The 19655-nt window shown below is 35.4% G+C and carries 11 protein-coding genes and 2 pseudogenes; 9 read left to right on the forward strand and 4 right to left on the reverse strand.

The features are described from left to right. Positions 1 to 385 precede the first annotated feature (385 nt). The 4 genes and pseudogenes from R1F52_06790 to R1F52_06805 all read left to right on the forward strand — a co-directional run bounded on the left by R1F52_06790 (position 386) and on the right by R1F52_06805 (position 8611). Positions 386 to 6208: a DUF2341 domain-containing protein gene (locus R1F52_06790; GenBank protein WOV92807.1), complete on the forward strand. Its 5823-nt coding sequence runs from the start codon at positions 386 to 388 to the stop codon at positions 6206 to 6208. Positions 6209 to 6538: 330 nt separating this feature from the next. After that, positions 6539 to 8173, forward strand: a complete 1635-nt coding sequence (locus tag R1F52_06795; protein ID WOV93882.1) for a DUF5011 domain-containing protein — start codon at positions 6539 to 6541, stop codon at positions 8171 to 8173. Between the two features lie 39 nt (positions 8174 to 8212). Continuing rightward, positions 8213 to 8398: pseudogene (locus R1F52_06800) on the forward strand (DUF5011 domain-containing protein). Between the two features lie 39 nt (positions 8399 to 8437). Beyond that, positions 8438 to 8611 (forward strand): annotated as a pseudogene (locus R1F52_06805) (DUF5011 domain-containing protein). A 302-nt stretch (positions 8612 to 8913) separates the two neighbouring features. Here R1F52_06805 and R1F52_06810 read toward each other — a convergent pair. Further along, the gene (locus tag R1F52_06810; GenBank protein ID WOV92808.1) at positions 8914 to 9048 is read right to left on the reverse strand and encodes a hypothetical protein; all 135 of its coding nucleotides are present in this window, start codon (positions 9046 to 9048) and stop codon (positions 8914 to 8916) included. Between R1F52_06810 and R1F52_06815 the strand changes: the two genes are divergently transcribed. The 3 genes from R1F52_06815 (at position 9041) to R1F52_06825 (ending at position 13369) form a co-directional block, all read left to right on the forward strand. After that, positions 9041 to 12280, forward strand: coding sequence for a LamG-like jellyroll fold domain-containing protein (locus R1F52_06815; GenBank protein ID WOV92809.1), 3240 nt, complete (start codon positions 9041 to 9043; stop codon positions 12278 to 12280). The two genes, R1F52_06810 and R1F52_06815, sit on opposite strands and share 8 nt — an antisense overlap. A 79-nt stretch (positions 12281 to 12359) precedes the next feature. Further along, positions 12360 to 12575, forward strand: coding sequence for a hypothetical protein (locus tag R1F52_06820; GenBank protein ID WOV92810.1), 216 nt, complete (start codon positions 12360 to 12362; stop codon positions 12573 to 12575). A 665-nt stretch (positions 12576 to 13240) separates the two neighbouring features. Then, entirely contained in the window at positions 13241 to 13369 is a 129-nt protein-coding gene (locus tag R1F52_06825; protein ID WOV92811.1) for a hypothetical protein, read from the forward strand. A 275-nt stretch (positions 13370 to 13644) separates the two neighbouring features. On the opposite strand, the gene R1F52_06830 is transcribed toward R1F52_06825, so the two are convergent. The 3 genes from R1F52_06830 to R1F52_06840 form a co-directional block, all read right to left on the reverse strand. After that, positions 13645 to 13824 (reverse strand): hypothetical protein, encoded by a 180-nt coding sequence (locus R1F52_06830; protein WOV92812.1) that lies wholly within the window; start codon positions 13822 to 13824, stop codon positions 13645 to 13647. 27 nt (positions 13825 to 13851) lie between these two features. After that, entirely contained in the window at positions 13852 to 13989 is a 138-nt protein-coding gene (locus R1F52_06835; GenBank protein WOV92813.1) for a hypothetical protein, read from the reverse strand. Between the two features lie 257 nt (positions 13990 to 14246). Next, a complete protein-coding gene (locus R1F52_06840; protein WOV92814.1) occupies positions 14247 to 14468 on the reverse strand; it encodes a hypothetical protein in 222 nt (73 codons plus the stop codon). A 123-nt stretch (positions 14469 to 14591) separates the two neighbouring features. On the opposite strand from R1F52_06840, the gene R1F52_06845 reads away from it, so the two are divergent. Together R1F52_06845 and R1F52_06850 are read left to right on the forward strand one after the other, a co-directional pair. Next, the gene (locus tag R1F52_06845) at positions 14592 to 14885 is read left to right on the forward strand and encodes a hypothetical protein (GenBank protein ID WOV92815.1); all 294 of its coding nucleotides are present in this window, start codon (positions 14592 to 14594) and stop codon (positions 14883 to 14885) included. A 449-nt stretch (positions 14886 to 15334) separates the two neighbouring features. Continuing rightward, on the forward strand, positions 15335 to 19543 hold the full coding sequence (locus tag R1F52_06850) for a DUF2341 domain-containing protein (protein WOV92816.1): 4209 nt from the start codon (positions 15335 to 15337) through the stop codon (positions 19541 to 19543). Positions 19544 to 19655 lie beyond the last annotated feature (112 nt).

Consider the following 19655-nt stretch of genomic DNA (forward strand, 5'->3'; position numbering starts at 1 on the left):
CCTCTACGTATATTTCTGAACAGATGAAATTCCATAATCTGCCAAACGTAACTATTCTGATGAGTCTAGATGTGATACTATCTGACAGAATACTCGTAATTATATCTCTATGAGAACCTTGTACACTTGATATTTTCTAGTGGATAATTGATACTAAATAGAGGACTCCCTACAGGTATGGTATATTACTTTGGTTTTTTGTCTCCACAGCGAATTTTGGTATATATTTTGATCTATTCATTTACATTTTCAAAGAATCATTGATACTGCTATATATCTTATATAATGTACTATATACACATTTCTGACTATTGACCACTAGACAAACAGTTATAAATCATTTTTTTATTTTTATTAAATATTGCATAATTACTGTCATTCGCCTATGATGATTCTATCTTTAACTGCTATTGTTGTTCTCTCTGCCACTTTGCTCTTTCCACTAGGTTCTGCTTTTGGACAAGTACTAGCAGGTGCATATACTAATATTGATGGTGATACGATAATTTTACATGTGCATTCAGCTTTCACTATCACATACACAGATTCAGTTAATATAAATAATCTAAATTCATCTTTTATGTTTAATCCTCCAAACTATAACATAACTGCCTTTTCTAATGCTACCTCTAATACTATCACCATTGATGTATCTCCGCCCATACTTCCTACTACTAGTCTTAGTCTAAATTTTGATAGTAGATTTAGTACACCTAATGTAATTCTGATAAAAAGTTCAGGTTTCAATACTTCCCTCACTAATATTGTTAATGTAACAAATAATGTAGTTCTGTATCCTCCTAGTTTTAGTAGCGCATATACTGATACATCTGGTAGCTATATTACTGTTGTATTTTCTGAAAATATTGCAGTAGGTAATACTACATTCCTTAGCGACTTTGCTATAATTAATTCATCTGCTTCTGTGAATAGTATAACTAGTAATAATGCAACTTCTATAATTCTTTCACTAAACTCTACCCTATCTCTTGACGACTCTCCACTTTTATCATACAACGATACAGGCACAAATATCACTAATAGTCTACACCCTACTTTATCACTTGCAAACTTTACAAATCAACCAATCACTAATAATGTTCAATTATTTCCAATCTTTGTTAACGCCTATACAAACCAGCGAGGTGACAACATAATTGTCAACTTTGATAGAGGAATCAATCTTACCAGTACCACTTCTCCAACTGACTTTGCAGTAAGTATTTCAGGTATTGCCACAACTAGTATAACTAAACATAATGACACTGCCATCAATCTAGCACTAGACTCTAACATTCCACCTGTATTGCCATTAACACTATCATATAATCGAACAACTAGTAATATTACAGATACAAATGATTTATCACTTGCAAACTTTACAAATCAACCAATCACTAATAATGTTCCATCATACCCAATTTTTGTTAGTGCTTACACAAACCAGCGAGGTGACAACATAATTGTCAACTTTGATAAAGTAGTCAATCTTACCAGTATCACTCCTCCAACTGACTTTGCAGTAAGTATTTCAGGTATTGCCACAACTAGTATAACTAGACATAATGACACTGCCATCAATCTAACACTAGACTCTAACATTCTACCTGCATTACCATTAACACTATCATATAGTCAAACAACTAGTGATATTACAAACGTAAATGATTTATCACTTGCAAACTTTACAAATCAACCAATCACTAATAATGTTCTACCACCCCCAATCTTTGTTAACGCCTATACAAACCAGCGAGGTGACAACATAATTGTCAACTTTGATAGAGGAATCAATCTTACCAGTACCACTCCTCCAACTGACTTTGCAGTAAATATTTCAGGTATTGCCACAACTAGTATAACTAGATATAATGACACTGCCATCAATCTAGCACTAGACTCTAACATTCCACCTGCATTACCATTAACACTATCATATAATCAAACAACTAGTAGTATTACAAACGTAAATGATTTATCACTTGCAAACTTTACAAATCAACCAATCACTAATAATGTTCTACCACCCCCAATCTTTGTTAACGCCTATACAAACCAGCAAGGTAACAACATAATTGTCAACTTTGATAGAGGAATCAATCTTACCAGTACCACTTCTCCAACTGACTTTGCAGTAAATATTTCAGGTATTGCCACAACTAGTATAACTAAACATAATGACACTGCCATCAATCTAACACTAGACTCTAACATTCTACCTGCATTACCATTAACACTATCATATAGTCAAACAACTAGTAGTATTACAAACGTAAATAATTTATCACTTGCAAACTTTACAAATCAACCAATCACTAATAATGCTCAAATTATTAATCTACCTTCCTTGTGGAATACTAGACAGAAAATTACTATTAACAGTAACCAAATAACTGCAACTCTTCAAAACTTTACCCTTCTAGTAAGTATCTCTGATTCTGCTTTGAGCAATTCATCTGTTCTACCTAACGGTGCTGATATTATTTTCACTAGCAGTGATGGATTTACTATATTACAGCATGAAATTGAATCATTTACTAATAATATCACTACCGGTACTCTAGTAGCTTGGGTTCGTCTACCTACTTTGAGCAGTACCAGTGATACCATACTCTACATGTATTATAATGTCTCAACAGAGTCACATATTCCATATCCTGATGTTTGGGACTCAGACTATGAAATAATTTATCACATGGATCAATCCACTTTTGGTGCACAATCTACACTAGACTCATCAGGGAATAATCGTCATGCAACACCACTATCTACAGGCTCTACTGCCTTTGAATCTAATGATTTAATATCTGCACAAATTGGTAATGGGCTAAACTTTGATGGAGTAAACAACACGGACGGAGATTATCTTGATCTTCCAGACTTGGAAGGTAGTCTATTTCACAATACAAACTTTACCATCTCGGTATGGGCAAATATTGATGTCCTTAAAAATTGGGCTAGAATCGTTGATTTTGGCAATGCTCAGAGACACAATATTCAAATTGCTATCCGTGAAAATACCACGGATTTGATATATGAAATACTTGTGTTTACAACCGTTGAGACTCTCACAACTAGTAATGTTCTACAGACAGGTCAATGGGCATACTTTACAGTTGTACATAAAACACCATCAGGTGAATTAACTATCTACAAAAATGGTATCTTAATTAATAGTAATATCCAACAAGTATCTCTTGATGTGGATAGAGCATCAAACTATATCGGAAAATCCCATCGGACAGGTGATTCCTACTTTGATGGCAAATTCGATGAATTCCGACTATCATCTACTGCTCGCTCTGCAGACTGGATTGCAACAGAGTATGCAAATCAAAACTCTCCTTCTACTTTCTTAACTTTCTCTGCACCTGAAGATAGACGTGTAGTAATATCTTCTGCTATTACCAATACACAAGGTGATAACATTATAGTTACTTTTAATGAAAACATTATCTATTCGGTTATTCCTACTACTGACTTTACTCTTACTGGCACATCTGCTACAATATCTGGAATTATATCTGATTCCTCTTCAATTACTCTGAATTTAAGCAGAAATCTCTTGGCAAATGAAACCATCACTATCTCATATACTAAAACCAGTGGTGGAATAAACTCTACTCAAAATACCAACACAACACTAGAAAGCTTTGTGAATCAACCTGTGAATAACAACATTCCAAAAACACCACCTGTTATTACTAGTGCAGTTACCAACAACTTGGGTAATCTAATTACTCTAACATTTGATGAGACTATAATACTATCAAACCCAGTACAATCAGACTTTGCCTTCAACACTACATATTCTATAAATATAACTGGATTTACCAAGACTAGTAATAATATGGTTGATATGACAACAACCAGTATTTTAACAAATGAAACCATTGGAATGAATTACTCTAGATCTGTGACATCAAATGGAATCACAGATACAAACGGCACTTTTCTTGCAGACTTTGTCGATTTAGTTGTAGCAAATAATATTATCCAAACACCACCTGTTATTACTAGTGCTTCCACTAATCTACTTGGAAGTGTTATCACTCTGACATTTAATGAATCTGTCACACTGAATAATCCATCGCCTTCTGACTTTACTTTCAACAAAACTGGTTTTACTGTTTCCGGTTTTAATTCTACTAGTAGTAATGTAATTGATTTAAGTATTAACGGTATAATACCTAGTGGACAAAACTTTACACTATCTTACAACAATACTGGTGGTACCAGTACTACCATTAATGATCAAAACGGTACTGCCCTAGCATTTGTTAATGGCTCACTTGTTCATAATCTTATACTTCCATATTTGGAGTTTACATCAGTCAATACTAGTACCTCTGGTGACTCGATAATTCTTACCTTTGATAATAATATTACTCTGACTGGTGTATCTGAATCAAACTTTACGATAACTACCAATGGTACTACCACTATTCCTTCAAGCATTACTGTAATTGCTAACACTCTAGTTCTTAACCTAAATAATAATATCCTGTTTAATCAAACCACTCTTCTATCATATGTACAGGGATCAGGTGTGATAAATGATACTGTACCATTGGTGGTAGGTTCCTTCTCATTACTACCTGTAAACAATAATGTTCTAGCTGATGTCTTTTCTGTTGACTCTATATACACAAACAAATTTGGTGACTCTATTCTTCTTTTTCTCTCTCACAATCTAGTCTCATTTAATTTCATCACTACAGACTTTACTCTTAATGAAACTAGTATTGGTATAGTTTCGGCAACCGCATCTGATGATGTCATTACTTTAACACTAAACTCTACAATAGACCTTGGTCAAAGCGTCAGCTTGAGTTTTAGTGCAGCGTCATCAACCACACTCAATTACCAAAACACCGCTCTATCTAGTTTCCAAGATGTATCTGTGATTAATGATGTCTTTTCTGATCTCCTGCAATCTGATTGGAATACTAGACAGAAAATTACTATTAATAGTAACCAAATAACTACAACTCTTCAAAACTTTACCCTTCTAGTAAGCATCTCTGATTCTGCTTTGAGCAATTCATCTGTTCTACCTAACGGTGCTGATATTATTTTCACAAGCAGTGATGGATTTACTATATTACGGCATGAAATTGAATCATTTACTAATAATATCACTACCGGTACCCTAGTAGCTTGGGTTCGTCTACCTACTTTGAGCAGTACCGGTGATACCATACTCTACATGTATTATAATGTCTCAACAGCGTCACCTATTCCGTATCCTGATGTTTGGGATTCAGACTATGAAATAATTTATCACATGGATCAATCCACTTTTGGTGCACAATCTACACTAGACTCATCAGGGAATAATCGTCATGCAACACCACTATCTACAGGCTCTACTTCCTTTGACTCTAATGATTTAGTATCTGCACAAATTGGTAATGGACTAAACTTTGATGGAGTAGACGACTCCCACGGAGATTATCTTGATCTTCCAGACTTGGCAAGTAGTCTATTCTACAATACAGACTTTACCATCTCGGCATGGGCAAATATTGATGTCCTTAAAAATTGGGCTAGAATCGTTGATTTTGGCAAGGGTCAGGATGATAACAATATTCTAATTGCTGCCCATCGCACTAACCCGCATTTGAGATATGATATGCGACAGGGTACCAGCTCTGATGGTGTCACAGCTAGTGATATTTTGCAGACAGGTCAATGGGCATACTTTACAGTTGTACATGAATCATCAGGTACAGCAACTATCTACAAAAATGGCACCTCAATTACTAGTGATGCTGTGCATACATCTCTTAATGAGAGTAGAGCATCAAACTATATCGGAAGATCCAATTGGGGAACTGATTCCTACTTTGATGGCAAATTCGATGAATTCCGACTATCATCTACTGCTCGCTCTGCAGACTGGATTGCAACAGAGTATGCAAATCAAAACTCTCCTTCTACTTTCTTTACTATATCTGCACCTGAAGATAGAAGTGTAGTGATAACTTCTGCTATTACCAACACACAAGGTGATAACATTATAATTACTTTTAATGAAAACATTATCTATTCGGTTATTCCTACTACAGACTTTACTCTTACTGGTACATCTGCTACAATAGATAGTATAACATCAAACTCCTCTTCAATTACTCTGACTATAAATAGGAGTCTCTTGGATCTGAAACCATCACTATCTCATATACTAAAACTAGTGGTGGAATAAACTCTACTCAAAATACAGACATAACACTAGAAAACTTTGTGAATCAACCTGTAATTAATAGCGTTCCAGATATCACTCCGNCCAATCATTACACTAAATGGTGATGCTACTGTTTATGTAGAACTTGGCTCATCCTACTCTGAGCAAAACGCTACTACTGATGATGGCTCTCCTATCGTTATTGGTGGTGACACTGTAAATTCATCTCTCAAGGGAAATTACACCATCACATACAACTCTGTTGATTCAGCAGGAAATAATGCCACCCAAGTTGTTAGAACTGTAATAATTTCTGATGCACCAGATGATACTCCCCCAGTAATCACACTAATTGGTAATGCTACTGTTTATGTAGAACTTGACTCATCCTACTCTGAGCAAAACGCCACTACTGATGATAACTCTCCAGTAACAATTGGTGGTGACACTGTAAATTCATCTCTCATGGGAAATTATACCGTCACCTATGACTCTGTTGATTCAGCAGGAAATAATGCCACCCAAGTGAATAGGCTTGTAATTGTTAGTGACACTATTCCCCCAGTAATCACACTAATTGGTAATGCTACTGTTTATGTAGAACTTGACTCATCCTACTCTGAGCAAAACGCCACTACTGATGATAACTCTACAGTAACAATTGGTGGTGACACTGTAAATTCATCTCTCGTGGGAAATTATACCGTCACCTATGACTCTGTTGATTCAGCAGGAAATAATGCCACCCAAGTGAATAGGCTTGTAATTGTTAGTGACACTATTCCCCCAGTAATCACACTGAATGGCAATAGTACCATAACACTATTTGTTGGCGCTACATATAATGAGCAAAACGCCACTACTGATGATGACTCTCCAGTAACAATTGGTGGTGACACTGTAAATTCATCTCTCATGGGAAATTATACCGTCACCTATGACTCTGTTGATTCAGCAGGAAATAATGCCACCCAAGTTGTTAGAACTGTGATAATTTCTGATGCACCAGATAATACTCCCCCAGTAATCACACTAATTGGTAATGCTACTGTTTATGTAGAACTTGACTCATCCTACTCTGAGCAAAACGCCACTACTGATGATGGTTCTCTAGTAACAATTGGTGGTGACACTGTAAATTCATCTCTCGTGGGAAATTATACCGTCACCTATGACTCTGTTGATTCAGCAGGAAATAATGCCACCCAAGTGAATAGGCTTGTAACTGTTCGTGACACTACTCCCCCAGTAATCACACTGAATGGTGCTAGTATAATAACACTAAGCACAAACTCTACATATAATGAGCAAAACGCCACTACTGATGATGGCTCTCCAGTAACAATTGGTGGTGACACTGTAAATTCATCTCTAGCGGGAAATTATACCGTCACCTATGACTCTGCTGATTCATCAGGCAATAATGCCATCCAAGTTAATAGAATTGTAATAATTTCTGATGAACCAGATACTACTCCCCCAGTAATCACACTAATTGGTAATGCTACTGTTTATGTAGAACTTGACTCATCCTACTCTGAGCAAAACGCCACTACTGATGATGGCTCTCCAGTAACAATTGGTGGTGACACTGTAAATTCATCTCTAGTGGGAAATTATACCGTCACCTATGACTCTATTGATTCAGCAGGAAATAATGCCACCCAAGTGAATAGGCTTGTAATTGTTCGTGACACTACTCCCCCAGTAATCGCACTAATTGGTAATGCTACTGTTTATGTAGAACTTGGCTCATCCTACTCTGAGCAAAACGCCACTACTGATGATGGCTCTCCAGTAACAATTGGTGGTGACACTGTAAATACAGATACTGTAGGCAATTACATCATCACATACAACTCTGCTGATTCAGCAAGAAATAATGCCACCCAAGTGAATAGAACTGTAATAATTTTTGTACCAGATACTACTCCCCCAGTAATCGCACTAATTGGTAATGCTACTGTTTATGTAGAACTTGGCTAATCCTACTCTGAGCAAAACGCCACTACTGATGATGGTTCTCTAGTAACAATTGGTGGTGACACTGTAAATTCATCTCTAGTGGGAAATTATACCGTCACCTATGACTCTACTGATTCAGCAGGAAATAATGCCACCCAAGTGAATAGGCTTGTAATTGTTCGTGACACTACTCCCCCAGTAATCGCACTAATTGGTAATGCTACTGTTTATGTAGAACTTGGCTAATCCTACTCTGAGCAAAACGCCACTACTGATGATGGCTCTCTAGTAACAATTGGTGGTGACACTGTAAATTCATCTCTAGTGGGAAATTATACCGTCACCTATGACTCTACTGATTCAGCAGGAAATAATGCTACCCAAGTGAATAGGCTTGTAATTGTTCGTGACACTACTCCCCCAGTAATCACACTAATTGTAATGCTACTGTTTATGTAGAACTTTACTCATTCCTACTCTGAGCAAAACGCCACTACTGATGATGATTCTCTAGTAATAATTGGTGGTGACACTGTAGATACAAATACTGTAGGCAATTACATCATCACATACAACTCTGCTGATTCATCAGGCAATAATGCCACCCAAGTTAATAGAACTGTAGTTGTTCAACAAATACTAGGTGACTCTTGGGACACAAGACTACAGATCACTATAGATTCATCTCAAGTAATTGGAAATCATGAAAATTTCACAGTTTTAATATCAATAAATGATACAAATCTCAATTCTACAACTGTTCAATCTGCTGGACAAGATATAAGATTCACTACTACTGATGGCACTACCCTCTTAGAGTATGAAATTGAATCATTTACTAATGATGCTACTACCGGTACACTAGTAGCTTGGGTTCGTTTACCTACTTTGAGCAATACCAGTGATACCATACTCTACATGTATTATAATGTCTCAACAGCGTCATCTATTCCATATCCTAATGTTTGGGACTCAGACTATGAAATAATTTATCACATGGATCAATCCACTTTTGGTGCACAATCTACACTAGACTCATCAGGGAATAATCGTCATGCAACACCACTATTTGAAGGCCCTACTTCCTTTGACTCTAATGATTTAGTATCTGCACAAATTGGTAATGGAATAAACTTTGATGGAGTAGACCACGCCAACGGTGTTTATCTTGAACTTCCAGACTTGACAGCTAGTCTATTCTACAATACAAACTTTACCATCTCGGTATGGGCAAATATTGATGTCCTTAAAAATTGGGCTAGAATCGTTGATTTTGGCAAGGGTCAGGATGATAACAATATTCTAATTGCTGCCCATCGCACTAACCCGCATTTGAGATATGATATGCGACAGGGTACCAGCTCTGATGGTGTCACAGCTAGTGATATTTTGCAGACAGGTCAATGGGCATACTTTACAGTTGTACATGAATCATCAGGTACAGCAACTATCTACAAAAATGGCGCCTCAATTACTAGTGGTGCTGTGCATACATCTCTTGATGAGAATAGAGCATCAAACTATATCGGAAGATCCAATTGGGGAACTGATTCCTACTTTGATGGCAAATTCGATGAATTCCGACTATCCTCTACTGCTCGCTCTGCAGACTGGATTGCAACAGAGTATGCAAATCAAAACTCTCCTTCTACTTTCTTTACTATATCTGGAGTACAGAATAGATTTGGCTCTAGTGCACTTGACACCACTCCACCAATCATCACACTGAATGGTGCTAGTATAATAACACTAAGCATTGGCTCTACATATAATGAGCAAAACGCCACTACTGATGATGGCTCTCCTATCGTCATTGGTGGTGACACTGTAGATACAAATACTGAAGGCAATTACACCATCACATACAACTCTGCTGATTCATCAGGCAATAATGCCACCCAAGTTAATAGAACTGTAATAATTTCTGCACCAGATACTACTCCCCCAGTAATCACACTAATTGGTAATACTACTGTTTATGTAGAACTTGGCTCATCCTACTCTGAACTGGGAGCCAATACTGATGATGGCTCTACAATAGTCATTGGTGGTGACACTGTAAATCCTGATACCTTGGGCAACTATACCATCACTTACGACTCTACGAATTCGGCAGGAGATGCTATCCAAGTGAATCGAACCATAGTTGTTCGTGATACTATACGACCCACAGTTGTTGGTACTCCAACATATAATGCTCTGACACATACCCTGTCCATTACATTTAGTGAAAATGTAACTGTAACAGATTCATCACAACTTGTTTTATCTGGTGGATTCTCACCTTCTACTGCTATTAATTATACAAACAATCCTACTTTGGTTCTAACTTTTAACAGCACAGCCACCGAATCTATATTTAACGTTTTTATCGGGTCAGTTGATGGTCCTCAAGTGGCTATTAACGCAAATTCTATTGTAGATGTTGCAAATAATAGTATACTTACTAATAACCCATCATTTAACGTCCAAAACATCATTTCATCAGACGATCAGGTATTATCTCCTACCACTATTCATGTGGACGCACCATTAATTCTCACACCTGAACATCAAAATGTTACTATCAATTATACCGCTGCTTCTTTTGGCAATACTATTACTATCACTGCAGGATTAAGTGCCAAACTTGTATCTACTAATGTCATTACAGTCATGATACCTACTAGTACTATTATTACTCATGATGGTACTTGGGATTCGCAATTCCTTGCACCACGTACTGCTACTATTACTGTACCCTCTACAACTGTAGGTCAGACTACTACTAGTCATGTAACGATTACAGCTATAACTTTGGGAGATGTAACAATTGATCTCAACCTAGGTGATACAGTTGCGTCTATTGTATTTGAAAATCAAGGTGAAAATAATTATAATGTATATTATGTAAATACTATTGGCTCTACACCAACCCAGATATCATCCTGTGGTACTAGTAATATCGCAGAAATTAATACTCTTTTAACCACTACTACCACAAACGAATGTTTTGTAGATGACAACACTCATGTAACAATTTACACCACTCACCTATCCACCTATGCTCTAATATCTTCCACCAGTGCCACTAGTACTCAAGCACCTGCACCTATTCCATTTACTAGTGGTGGTGGTGGCAGTAGCTCAGGAGGCGGCGCAGGTCGTATATTCACTGGTGGTCAAGCTCCAATAATTGCAGAGGCTATTATTCACAAAGTATCTTGGGAAGTAGCTGATGATAAAAAACTAGTTGAAATTATTGCTAGCCCATCATCTGATGGTGCTTTTGTTACTATTAGTAGTTCCAAACTAGGGGTAATTGCAACTCAACTCTCCCTAACACAGCCCTACTCTGATAGAGTCGTCTATTTGGGTCTAGTGTCTTCTGATGAACGCTTTGTATCTGTAAAGGCTAGTGTATACTCTAATACTTTCTTTACAAGTGAACAAAAATTAGTAGATGTTTCTCAACCCACAGGGTCCATCACTTTTGATTCTACATTACCTGTTACATCTACCGGTACCATAAAGGATGATAAAACCATAGTGGATAATGATACCATGATGGATAATGATACCATGATGGATGATGATACCATGATGGATGATGATACTATAATGGACAATAAAACCATAATGGATGATAAAACCATAATGGATGATAAAACCATAATGGATGATAAAACCATAATGGACAATAAAACCATAAAGGATGATAAAACCATGAATAATGATAACTCTACTACCACTACTGGTGAAGGTGGTTGTCTAATCGCAACAGCAGTATATGGAACTGAGCTTTCACAACAAGTACAAATGCTCAGAGAGATACGTGATACAACTTTAATGACTAGTCTACCTGGAATATCCTTCATAACATCATTCAACCAAATCTATTACACCTTTTCACCTGTAATTGCAGATGCTGAGCGTGAAAACCCTCTACTGCGTGAAATAATTCATACTATTCTGTATCCTCTACTCTCTAGTGTCTCTATAATGACGATGGCAGATGACTCGGAGAATAGTGTGTTGGCTTTGGGATTACTTGTAATTGCTATCAACTTGCTAATTTATGTTGGTCTACCAACATTGGCATTTGTTTATCTACATAAAAAAATTAAATCTGTCAAACTCGTATCTTAAATTCCTTACATAAAATCATTCCACTCAAATCTAATTTTGACCACAATGATGTGATGGAAAAAAATTAAATATTTGATATATGCAATATGACGAATCTGATACTATTAATTTAAAAACTCAATCTGAGATATTTGCCGACTATTTATGTGACATATCTGTAAAATCCACACCAAATAAACTTGGTACTAGTGGCAATGAGTTAATTGTTAATAATCATAGTAAAGGCTCTATTGCAAATTCGGGTGTTATTAATGGTTCTAATAATTTAATACTAAAAACATCATTACCGATCTAAATATATGAATTATTTAAAAATAATCGTGCCCGATGATTCTAAAATCCATATTTCTCATAAAAATATATGGAATGGTGTTAGATATAGTGCAAAATATGCAAAATCTTTAATGAATCATAGCGATATACTATGTGATAAATTTGAATATCAGTCAGCAATTTCATTAGCATGTTTATCCCATGAATAATCATCTAATGTGCACATTTGTGTAATTCCAATTTTGAGAAAAAAGATATTACAAAAGATTACTGGGTGAAACATTTTCTTAATCATCACAAGAAAGCAGGATACTTTACCAATCTTTTATTAAAACAGTAAACTTTATCTCGTGATAAATATGAGCAGGCAACTGAGGGAGTGAAAGATACTGCTATAACCTACAATGAACAGGTGTCATCACAATATGAGGATATATTCAAGCAATTAAATGTCTATACTGACAATTTTAACAAATTGAAATTATTATGTTTTTATCCTAATTGGGATAAGACCAATGAGCGATGGATTAATTTTAGGACATATCTGATAAAGTGCACCTTGCCGATTTTATTATAAATCACAGTAAAATGTTTCATTATTTGAGTATGTTTAATGTTGAACGACTTAGATTAGATCCAACGTTAGAATTAAATGGAAAATTATGTGGCAAACATGACAAAATCTATATGAATGCTGATAAATGTAGTGAGTGCAATATTGAGCAATTAGAGTCTAACTCTATTAACAAGGATATGAAGAAATGTCATAATGCAATGAAAGGTTTAATTGAAAATTTTGCTCCAAAAATTACATAGTTTCATAATCATGCAAACTTGCACTCTGTATCAAAGTATTCCACTTGTTACGACCCTTGACAATTATCTTTGCTCTCTTAGATGGTCTCTTATTGTAAATACCACTATACTTTTTGGCATAATTGTAATACACTGTCACACCATTAATAATCAGACTATCTTCTCTTCAATCCTCTAAACACTTTCCTACAATCACGAATCTCACCATTTAGACGCTCCATCATATTTTTATCATATTGTGTTTCTCTGCCAAATACTCTTCTTGACGATTTACCCTATGATGGTAATCCATCTGTGATAAAATGCTTGGGTGTTTTATTCCCAGTAGTCGATTTAGTCAGTTTCAACAAATAATCTGCATTGTGCTGAAATTTAGTATCGGCCATGTCTTTAGCTAACTCAAAACGAGTGTCATTATTCATAGATGCAAATAGATATTTTGGCTTACCTGACACCTTTATTCATACTTTATCAGCACGAACTCAATTGCCAACACGTGGTATGATTTCATCTAGATATCTAGTTAACATTACAGAGTATTTGGCAATCCATCGATTCATAGTAGAATGATTCACATCAGTATCAAACTCATAATGTGTTGAAATATCTCCAACTGACATACCTGAATAGTACATTTGTAATGCACCTGTAATTATTTTTGAATCAGATTGTTTACCCTCAAATTCAAAATTTGATGTAAAGCGTTTATTACAATCTAAACATTTGAATCATTGTATTTTTCCTTGTTTGTTGTTCCTCATACCATCTTTTTTGATATTACCTGAATTACAGTATTTACGCAGATTCAGTCTAGTCTATCCCATTATTCTAAAATTATTATTCGCATACCCTCTATTTGTAATCATTATACATTTGACTAATTGTATATACTTGCAATCTGCTCTTCGAATTGTGTGATTTTTACACACACATACACAAGTCCTTTACCTGTATAAGATTCAAAAACTTGCAAATGATTAATCAGAGTAGCGCTTACAATATCAGTATGATCAACTATTACACATCTTCCATCATTATTCATATTTGAAATATATCCTCCCTGGAATAATTTAATATTTACACTTTTGATTATTTGCATAATGTTTAGGTGAATTACTAGATATAATCAAAAACGCTTTCATCATAAATCAAAACAGGCTTTGAGGGTAAATCGAATGGAACATAATAGAGAAGAGAGGAGATGGAATTGGTCCACTTACATATGAAAATTACAGTGAAACTAGACCTAATACAAAAAGTAAACAGGAAAATGATGATTCATGAATTCTATTCTTTAATGTATGGGGCTGTGAATTCTAACTTGGAGGCAGTATTGAAATTCAGATACAAAGGAGTAGTAGTGTATGCAGAACGACTATTTTTTTCTACAAAAAAGGGTGTGATATATTCAAGAGATTATTTTTCAACTACTACAAACAATTTAGTATATATTCGAATAATTTCATCAAGGAAAATAATGTCGCCTCTTTTGTGTATGGTGGTACAAAAATCATAGGTGATAATTTCAAGAATGGTTATACCGCTTTGGTTAGAATTAGATATCCTGAATCGACAGTGAATAGTTTTTTAATTAAAATTCTGAATGAGAATAATTTTGGATGTTTGCCTAGTCAGAGTATATAATGTCAAATGGAGGCTGAATTTCCTACTAAAGCCAAAGTAGAAAAAATTTTAAAAAACTGATGAATAGTCTATATGTGGATGATTCTAAACAAGGAGAAATAAAACGAATACGTAAATCTGAGAAAATAGAGAAGATGCGTAAACGAGATGAATTGCGTAAACCAGCACTTGGTAAAAGTGCAGTTAATTTTTAAAAATTATAAATATTTTATTAAAGTTCAAAAAAGAAGTTATGTGTATAACACCCAAAGTTGCAACAGAGCCCTGTCTGTTGACCACTAGACAAACAATTATAAGTTATTATTTATTTTTTAATAAATATTGCATAATTCCTATCATTCATCTGTGATGATTCTCTCTTTAACTGCTATTATGGTTCTCTCTGCCACTTTGCTCTTTCCACTAGATTCTGCTTTTGGACAAGCGATATCTACTAACAATGATGGTACTAGGTTAATTTATACTTCAGGTAGTATTGGTCTTGATCCTCAATTTACCTCTTCAGCTACTTTGTCTAATGTGATGTCATCTTTTAGTTTTACTAATATTTCTCTAAACATAACTGCTTTCGGTAATGATGGATCCACCACTGCATACCTAGATGTATCTCCGCCCATATCTTACAGCACCGCTAATTTTTCAGTAACTTATAATCGTCCTGGCAGTCTAAGTATATTTGAATTTGGTAGTGTTAATTTTCAACGTAGTGGTCCTACTCCTGTACAAAACAATGTCATAGGTCCACCTAGTTTTAGTAGCGCATATACTGATACAACTGGTAGCAATATCACTGTTGTATTTTCTGAAAATATTGCAGTAGGTAGTACTACATTCCTTAGCGACTTTGCTATAATTAATTCATCCACTTCTATAGTTAGTATAACTAGTAATAATGCAACTTCTATAATTCTTTCACTAAACTCTACCCTATCCCTTGACGACTCTCCACTTTTATCATACAACGATACAGGCACAAATATCACTACTAGTCTACACCCTACTTTATCACTTGCAAACTTTACAAATCAACCAATCACTAATAATGTTCTACCGCCTCCAATCTTTGTTAACGCCTATACAAACCAGCGAGGTGACAGCATAATTGTCAACTTTGATAAAGTAGTCACTCTTATCAGTACCGCTTCTCCAACTGACTTTGCAGTAAATATTTCAGGTATTACTACAACTAGTATAACTAAACATAATGACACTGCAATCAATCTAACACTAGACTCTAGTATTTCATCCACATCATCATTAACACTATCATATAATCAAACAACCAGTAATATTACAAACGTAAATGATTTATCACTTGCAAACTTTATAAATCAACCAATCACTAATAATGTTCTGCCACCCCCAATCTTTGTTAACGCCTATACAAACCAGCGAGGTGACAACATTACTGTCAACTTTGATAGAGAAATCACTCTTACCAATACCACTTCTCCAACTGACTTTGCAGTGAGTATTTCAGGTATTACTACAACTAGTATAACTAGACATAATGACACTGCCATCAATCTAACACTAGACTCTAGTATTTCATCCACATCATCATTAACACTATCATATAATCAAACAACTAGTGATATTACAAACGTAAATGATTTATCACTTGCAAACTTTATAAATCAACCAATCACTAATAATGTTCTGCCACCCCCAATCTTTGTTAACGCCTATACAAACCAGCGAGGTGACAACATTACTGTCAACTTTGATAGAGAAATCACTCTTACCAATACCACTTCTCCAACTGACTTTGCAGTGAGTATTTCAGGTATTGCCACAACTAGTATAACTAAACATAATGACACTGCCATCAATCTAACACTAGACTCTAACATTCCACCTGCATTATCATTAACACTATCATATAGTCAAACAACTAGTAATATTACAAACGTAAATAATTTATCACTTGCAAACTTTATAAATCAACCAATCACTAATAATGTTCTGCCACCCCCAATCTTTGTTAACGCCTATACAAACCAGCGAGGTGACAACATTACTGTCAACTTTGATAGAGAAATCACTCTTACCAATACCACTTCTCCAACTGACTTTGCAGTAAATATTTCAGGTATTACTACAACTAGTATAACTAAACATAATGACACTGCCATCAATCTAACACTAGACTCTAGTATTTCATCCACATCATCATTAACACTATCATATAATCAAACAACTAGTGATATTACAAACGTAAATGATTTATCACTTGCAAACTTTATAAATCAACCAATCACTAATAATGTTCTGCCACCCCCAATCTTTGTTAACGCCTATACAAACCAGCGAGGTGACAACATTACTGTCAACTTTGATAGAGAAATCACTCTTACCAATACCACTTCTCCAACTGACTTTGCAGTAAATATTTCAGGTATTACTACAACTAGTATAACTAGACATAATGACACTGCCATCAATCTAACACTAGACTCTAGTATTTCATCCACATCATCATTAACACTATCATATAATCAAACAACTAGTGATATTACAAACGTAAATGATTTATCACTTGCAAACTTTATAAATCAACCAATCACTAATAATGTTCTGCCACCCCCAATCTTTGTTAACGCCTATACAAACCAGCGAGGTGACAACATTACTGTCAACTTTGATAGAGAAATCACTCTTACCAATACCACTTCTCCAACTGACTTTGCAGTGAGTATTTCAGGTATTGCCACAACTAGTATAACTAGACATAATGACACTGCCATCAATCTAACACTAGACTCTAACATTCCACCTGCATTATCATTAACACTATCATATAGTCAAACAACTAGTAATATTACAAACGTAAATAATTTATCACTTGCAAACTTTATAAATCAACCAATCACTAATAATGTTCCATTTTTTGATTTACCTTCCTTGTGGGATACTAGACAGAAAATTACTATTAACAGTAACCAAATAACTACAATTCTTCAAAACTTTACCCTTCTAGTAAGTATCTCTGATTCTGCTTTGAGCAATTCATCTGTTCTACCTAACGGAGCTGATATTATTTTCACTAGCAGTGATGGATTTACTATATTACCGCATGAAATTGAGTCATTTACTAATAATGCTACTATCGGTACTCTAGTAGCTTGGGTTCGTCTACCTACTTTGAGCAGTACCAGTGATACCATACTCTACATGTATTATAATGTCTCAACAGCGTCACCTATTCCATATCCTGATGTTTGGGATTCAGACTATGAAATAATTTATCACATGGATCAATCCACTTTTGGTGCACAATCTACACTAGACTCATCAGGGAATGATTGTCATGCAACACCACTATATACAGGCTCTGCTGCCTTTGAATCTAATGATTTAGTATCTGCACAAATTGGTAATGGACTAAACTTTGATGGAGTAGACAACAACACCGGAGATTATCTTGATCTTCCAGACTTGGAAGGTAGTCTATTCAACAATACAGACTTTACCATCTCGGCATGGGCAAATATTGATGTCCTTAAAAATTGGGCTAGAATCGTTGATTTTGGCAATGGTCAGGATGATAACAATATTCTAATTGTTGCCCCTGGCACTAACCCGCATTTGAGATATGATATGCGACAGGGTACCAGCTCTGATGGTGTCACAGCTAGTGATATTTTGCAGACAGGTCAATGGGCATACTTTACAGTTGTACATGAATCATCAGGTACAGCAACTATCTACAAAAATGGCACCTCAATTACTAGTGGTTCTGTGCATACATCTAATGATGAGAATAGAACATCAAACTATATCGGAAGATCCAATTGGGCAAATGATTCCTACTTTGATGGCAAATTCGATGAATTCCGACTATCATCTACTGCTCGCTCTGCAGACTGGATTGCAACAGAGTATGCAAATCAAAACTCACCTTCTACTTTCTTTACTATATCTGCACCTGAAGATAGACGTGTGGTGATAACTTCTGCTATTACCAACACACAAGGTGATAACATTATAATTACTTTTAATGAAAACATTATCTATTCGGTTATTCCTACTACAGACTTTACTCTTACTGGTACATCTGCTACAATATCTGGAATTATATCTGATTCCTCTTCAATTACTCTGAATTTAAGCAGAAATCTCTTGGCAAATGAAACCATTACTATTTCATATACTAAAACTAGTGGTGGAATAAACTCTATTCAAAATATCAAAACAACACTAGAAAACTTTGTGAATCAACCTGTAATTAACAACATTCCGGATACTACTCCCCCAGTAATCACACTGAATGGTAATGATGTCGTTTATGTAGAACTTGGCTCATCCTACTCTGAGCAAAACGCCATTACTGATGATAGCTCTCCTATCGTTATTCGTGGTGACACTGTAGATACAAATACTTTAGGCAATTACACCATCACATACCACTCTACTGATTCATCAGGTAATGATGCCACCCAAGTTAATAGAACTGTAATTGTTCGTGATACTACTCCCCCAGTAATCACACTGAATGGTAATAATATCGTTTATGTAGAACTTGGCTAATCCTACTCTGAGCAAAACGCCACTACTGATGATGACTCTCCTATCGTTATTCGTGGTGACACTGTAGATACAAATACTTTAGGCAATTACACCATCACATACCACTCTACTG

It is taken from the genome of Nitrosopumilaceae archaeon AB1(1), assembly GCA_033471095.1.
Lineage (GTDB): Archaea > Thermoproteota > Nitrososphaeria > Nitrososphaerales > Nitrosopumilaceae > Nitrosoabyssus > Nitrosoabyssus spongiisocia.

Excerpts from the sequence above, each read along its gene's own strand:
- R1F52_06835 (WOV92813.1), bottom strand. The coding sequence starts at position 13,989 with ATGTCAGTTGGAGATATTTCAACACATTATGAGTTTGATACTGATGTG.
- R1F52_06845 (WOV92815.1), top strand. The coding sequence starts at position 14,592 with ATGAAAATTACAGTGAAACTAGACCTAATACAAAAAGTAAACAGGAAA.
- R1F52_06825 (WOV92811.1), top strand. The coding sequence starts at position 13,241 with ATGAATGCTGATAAATGTAGTGAGTGCAATATTGAGCAATTAGAGTCT.
- R1F52_06790 (WOV92807.1), top strand. The coding sequence starts at position 386 with ATGATGATTCTATCTTTAACTGCTATTGTTGTTCTCTCTGCCACTTTG.
- R1F52_06840 (WOV92814.1), bottom strand. The coding sequence starts at position 14,468 with ATGCAAATAATCAAAAGTGTAAATATTAAATTATTCCAGGGAGGATAT.
- R1F52_06820 (WOV92810.1), top strand. The coding sequence starts at position 12,360 with ATGCAATATGACGAATCTGATACTATTAATTTAAAAACTCAATCTGAG.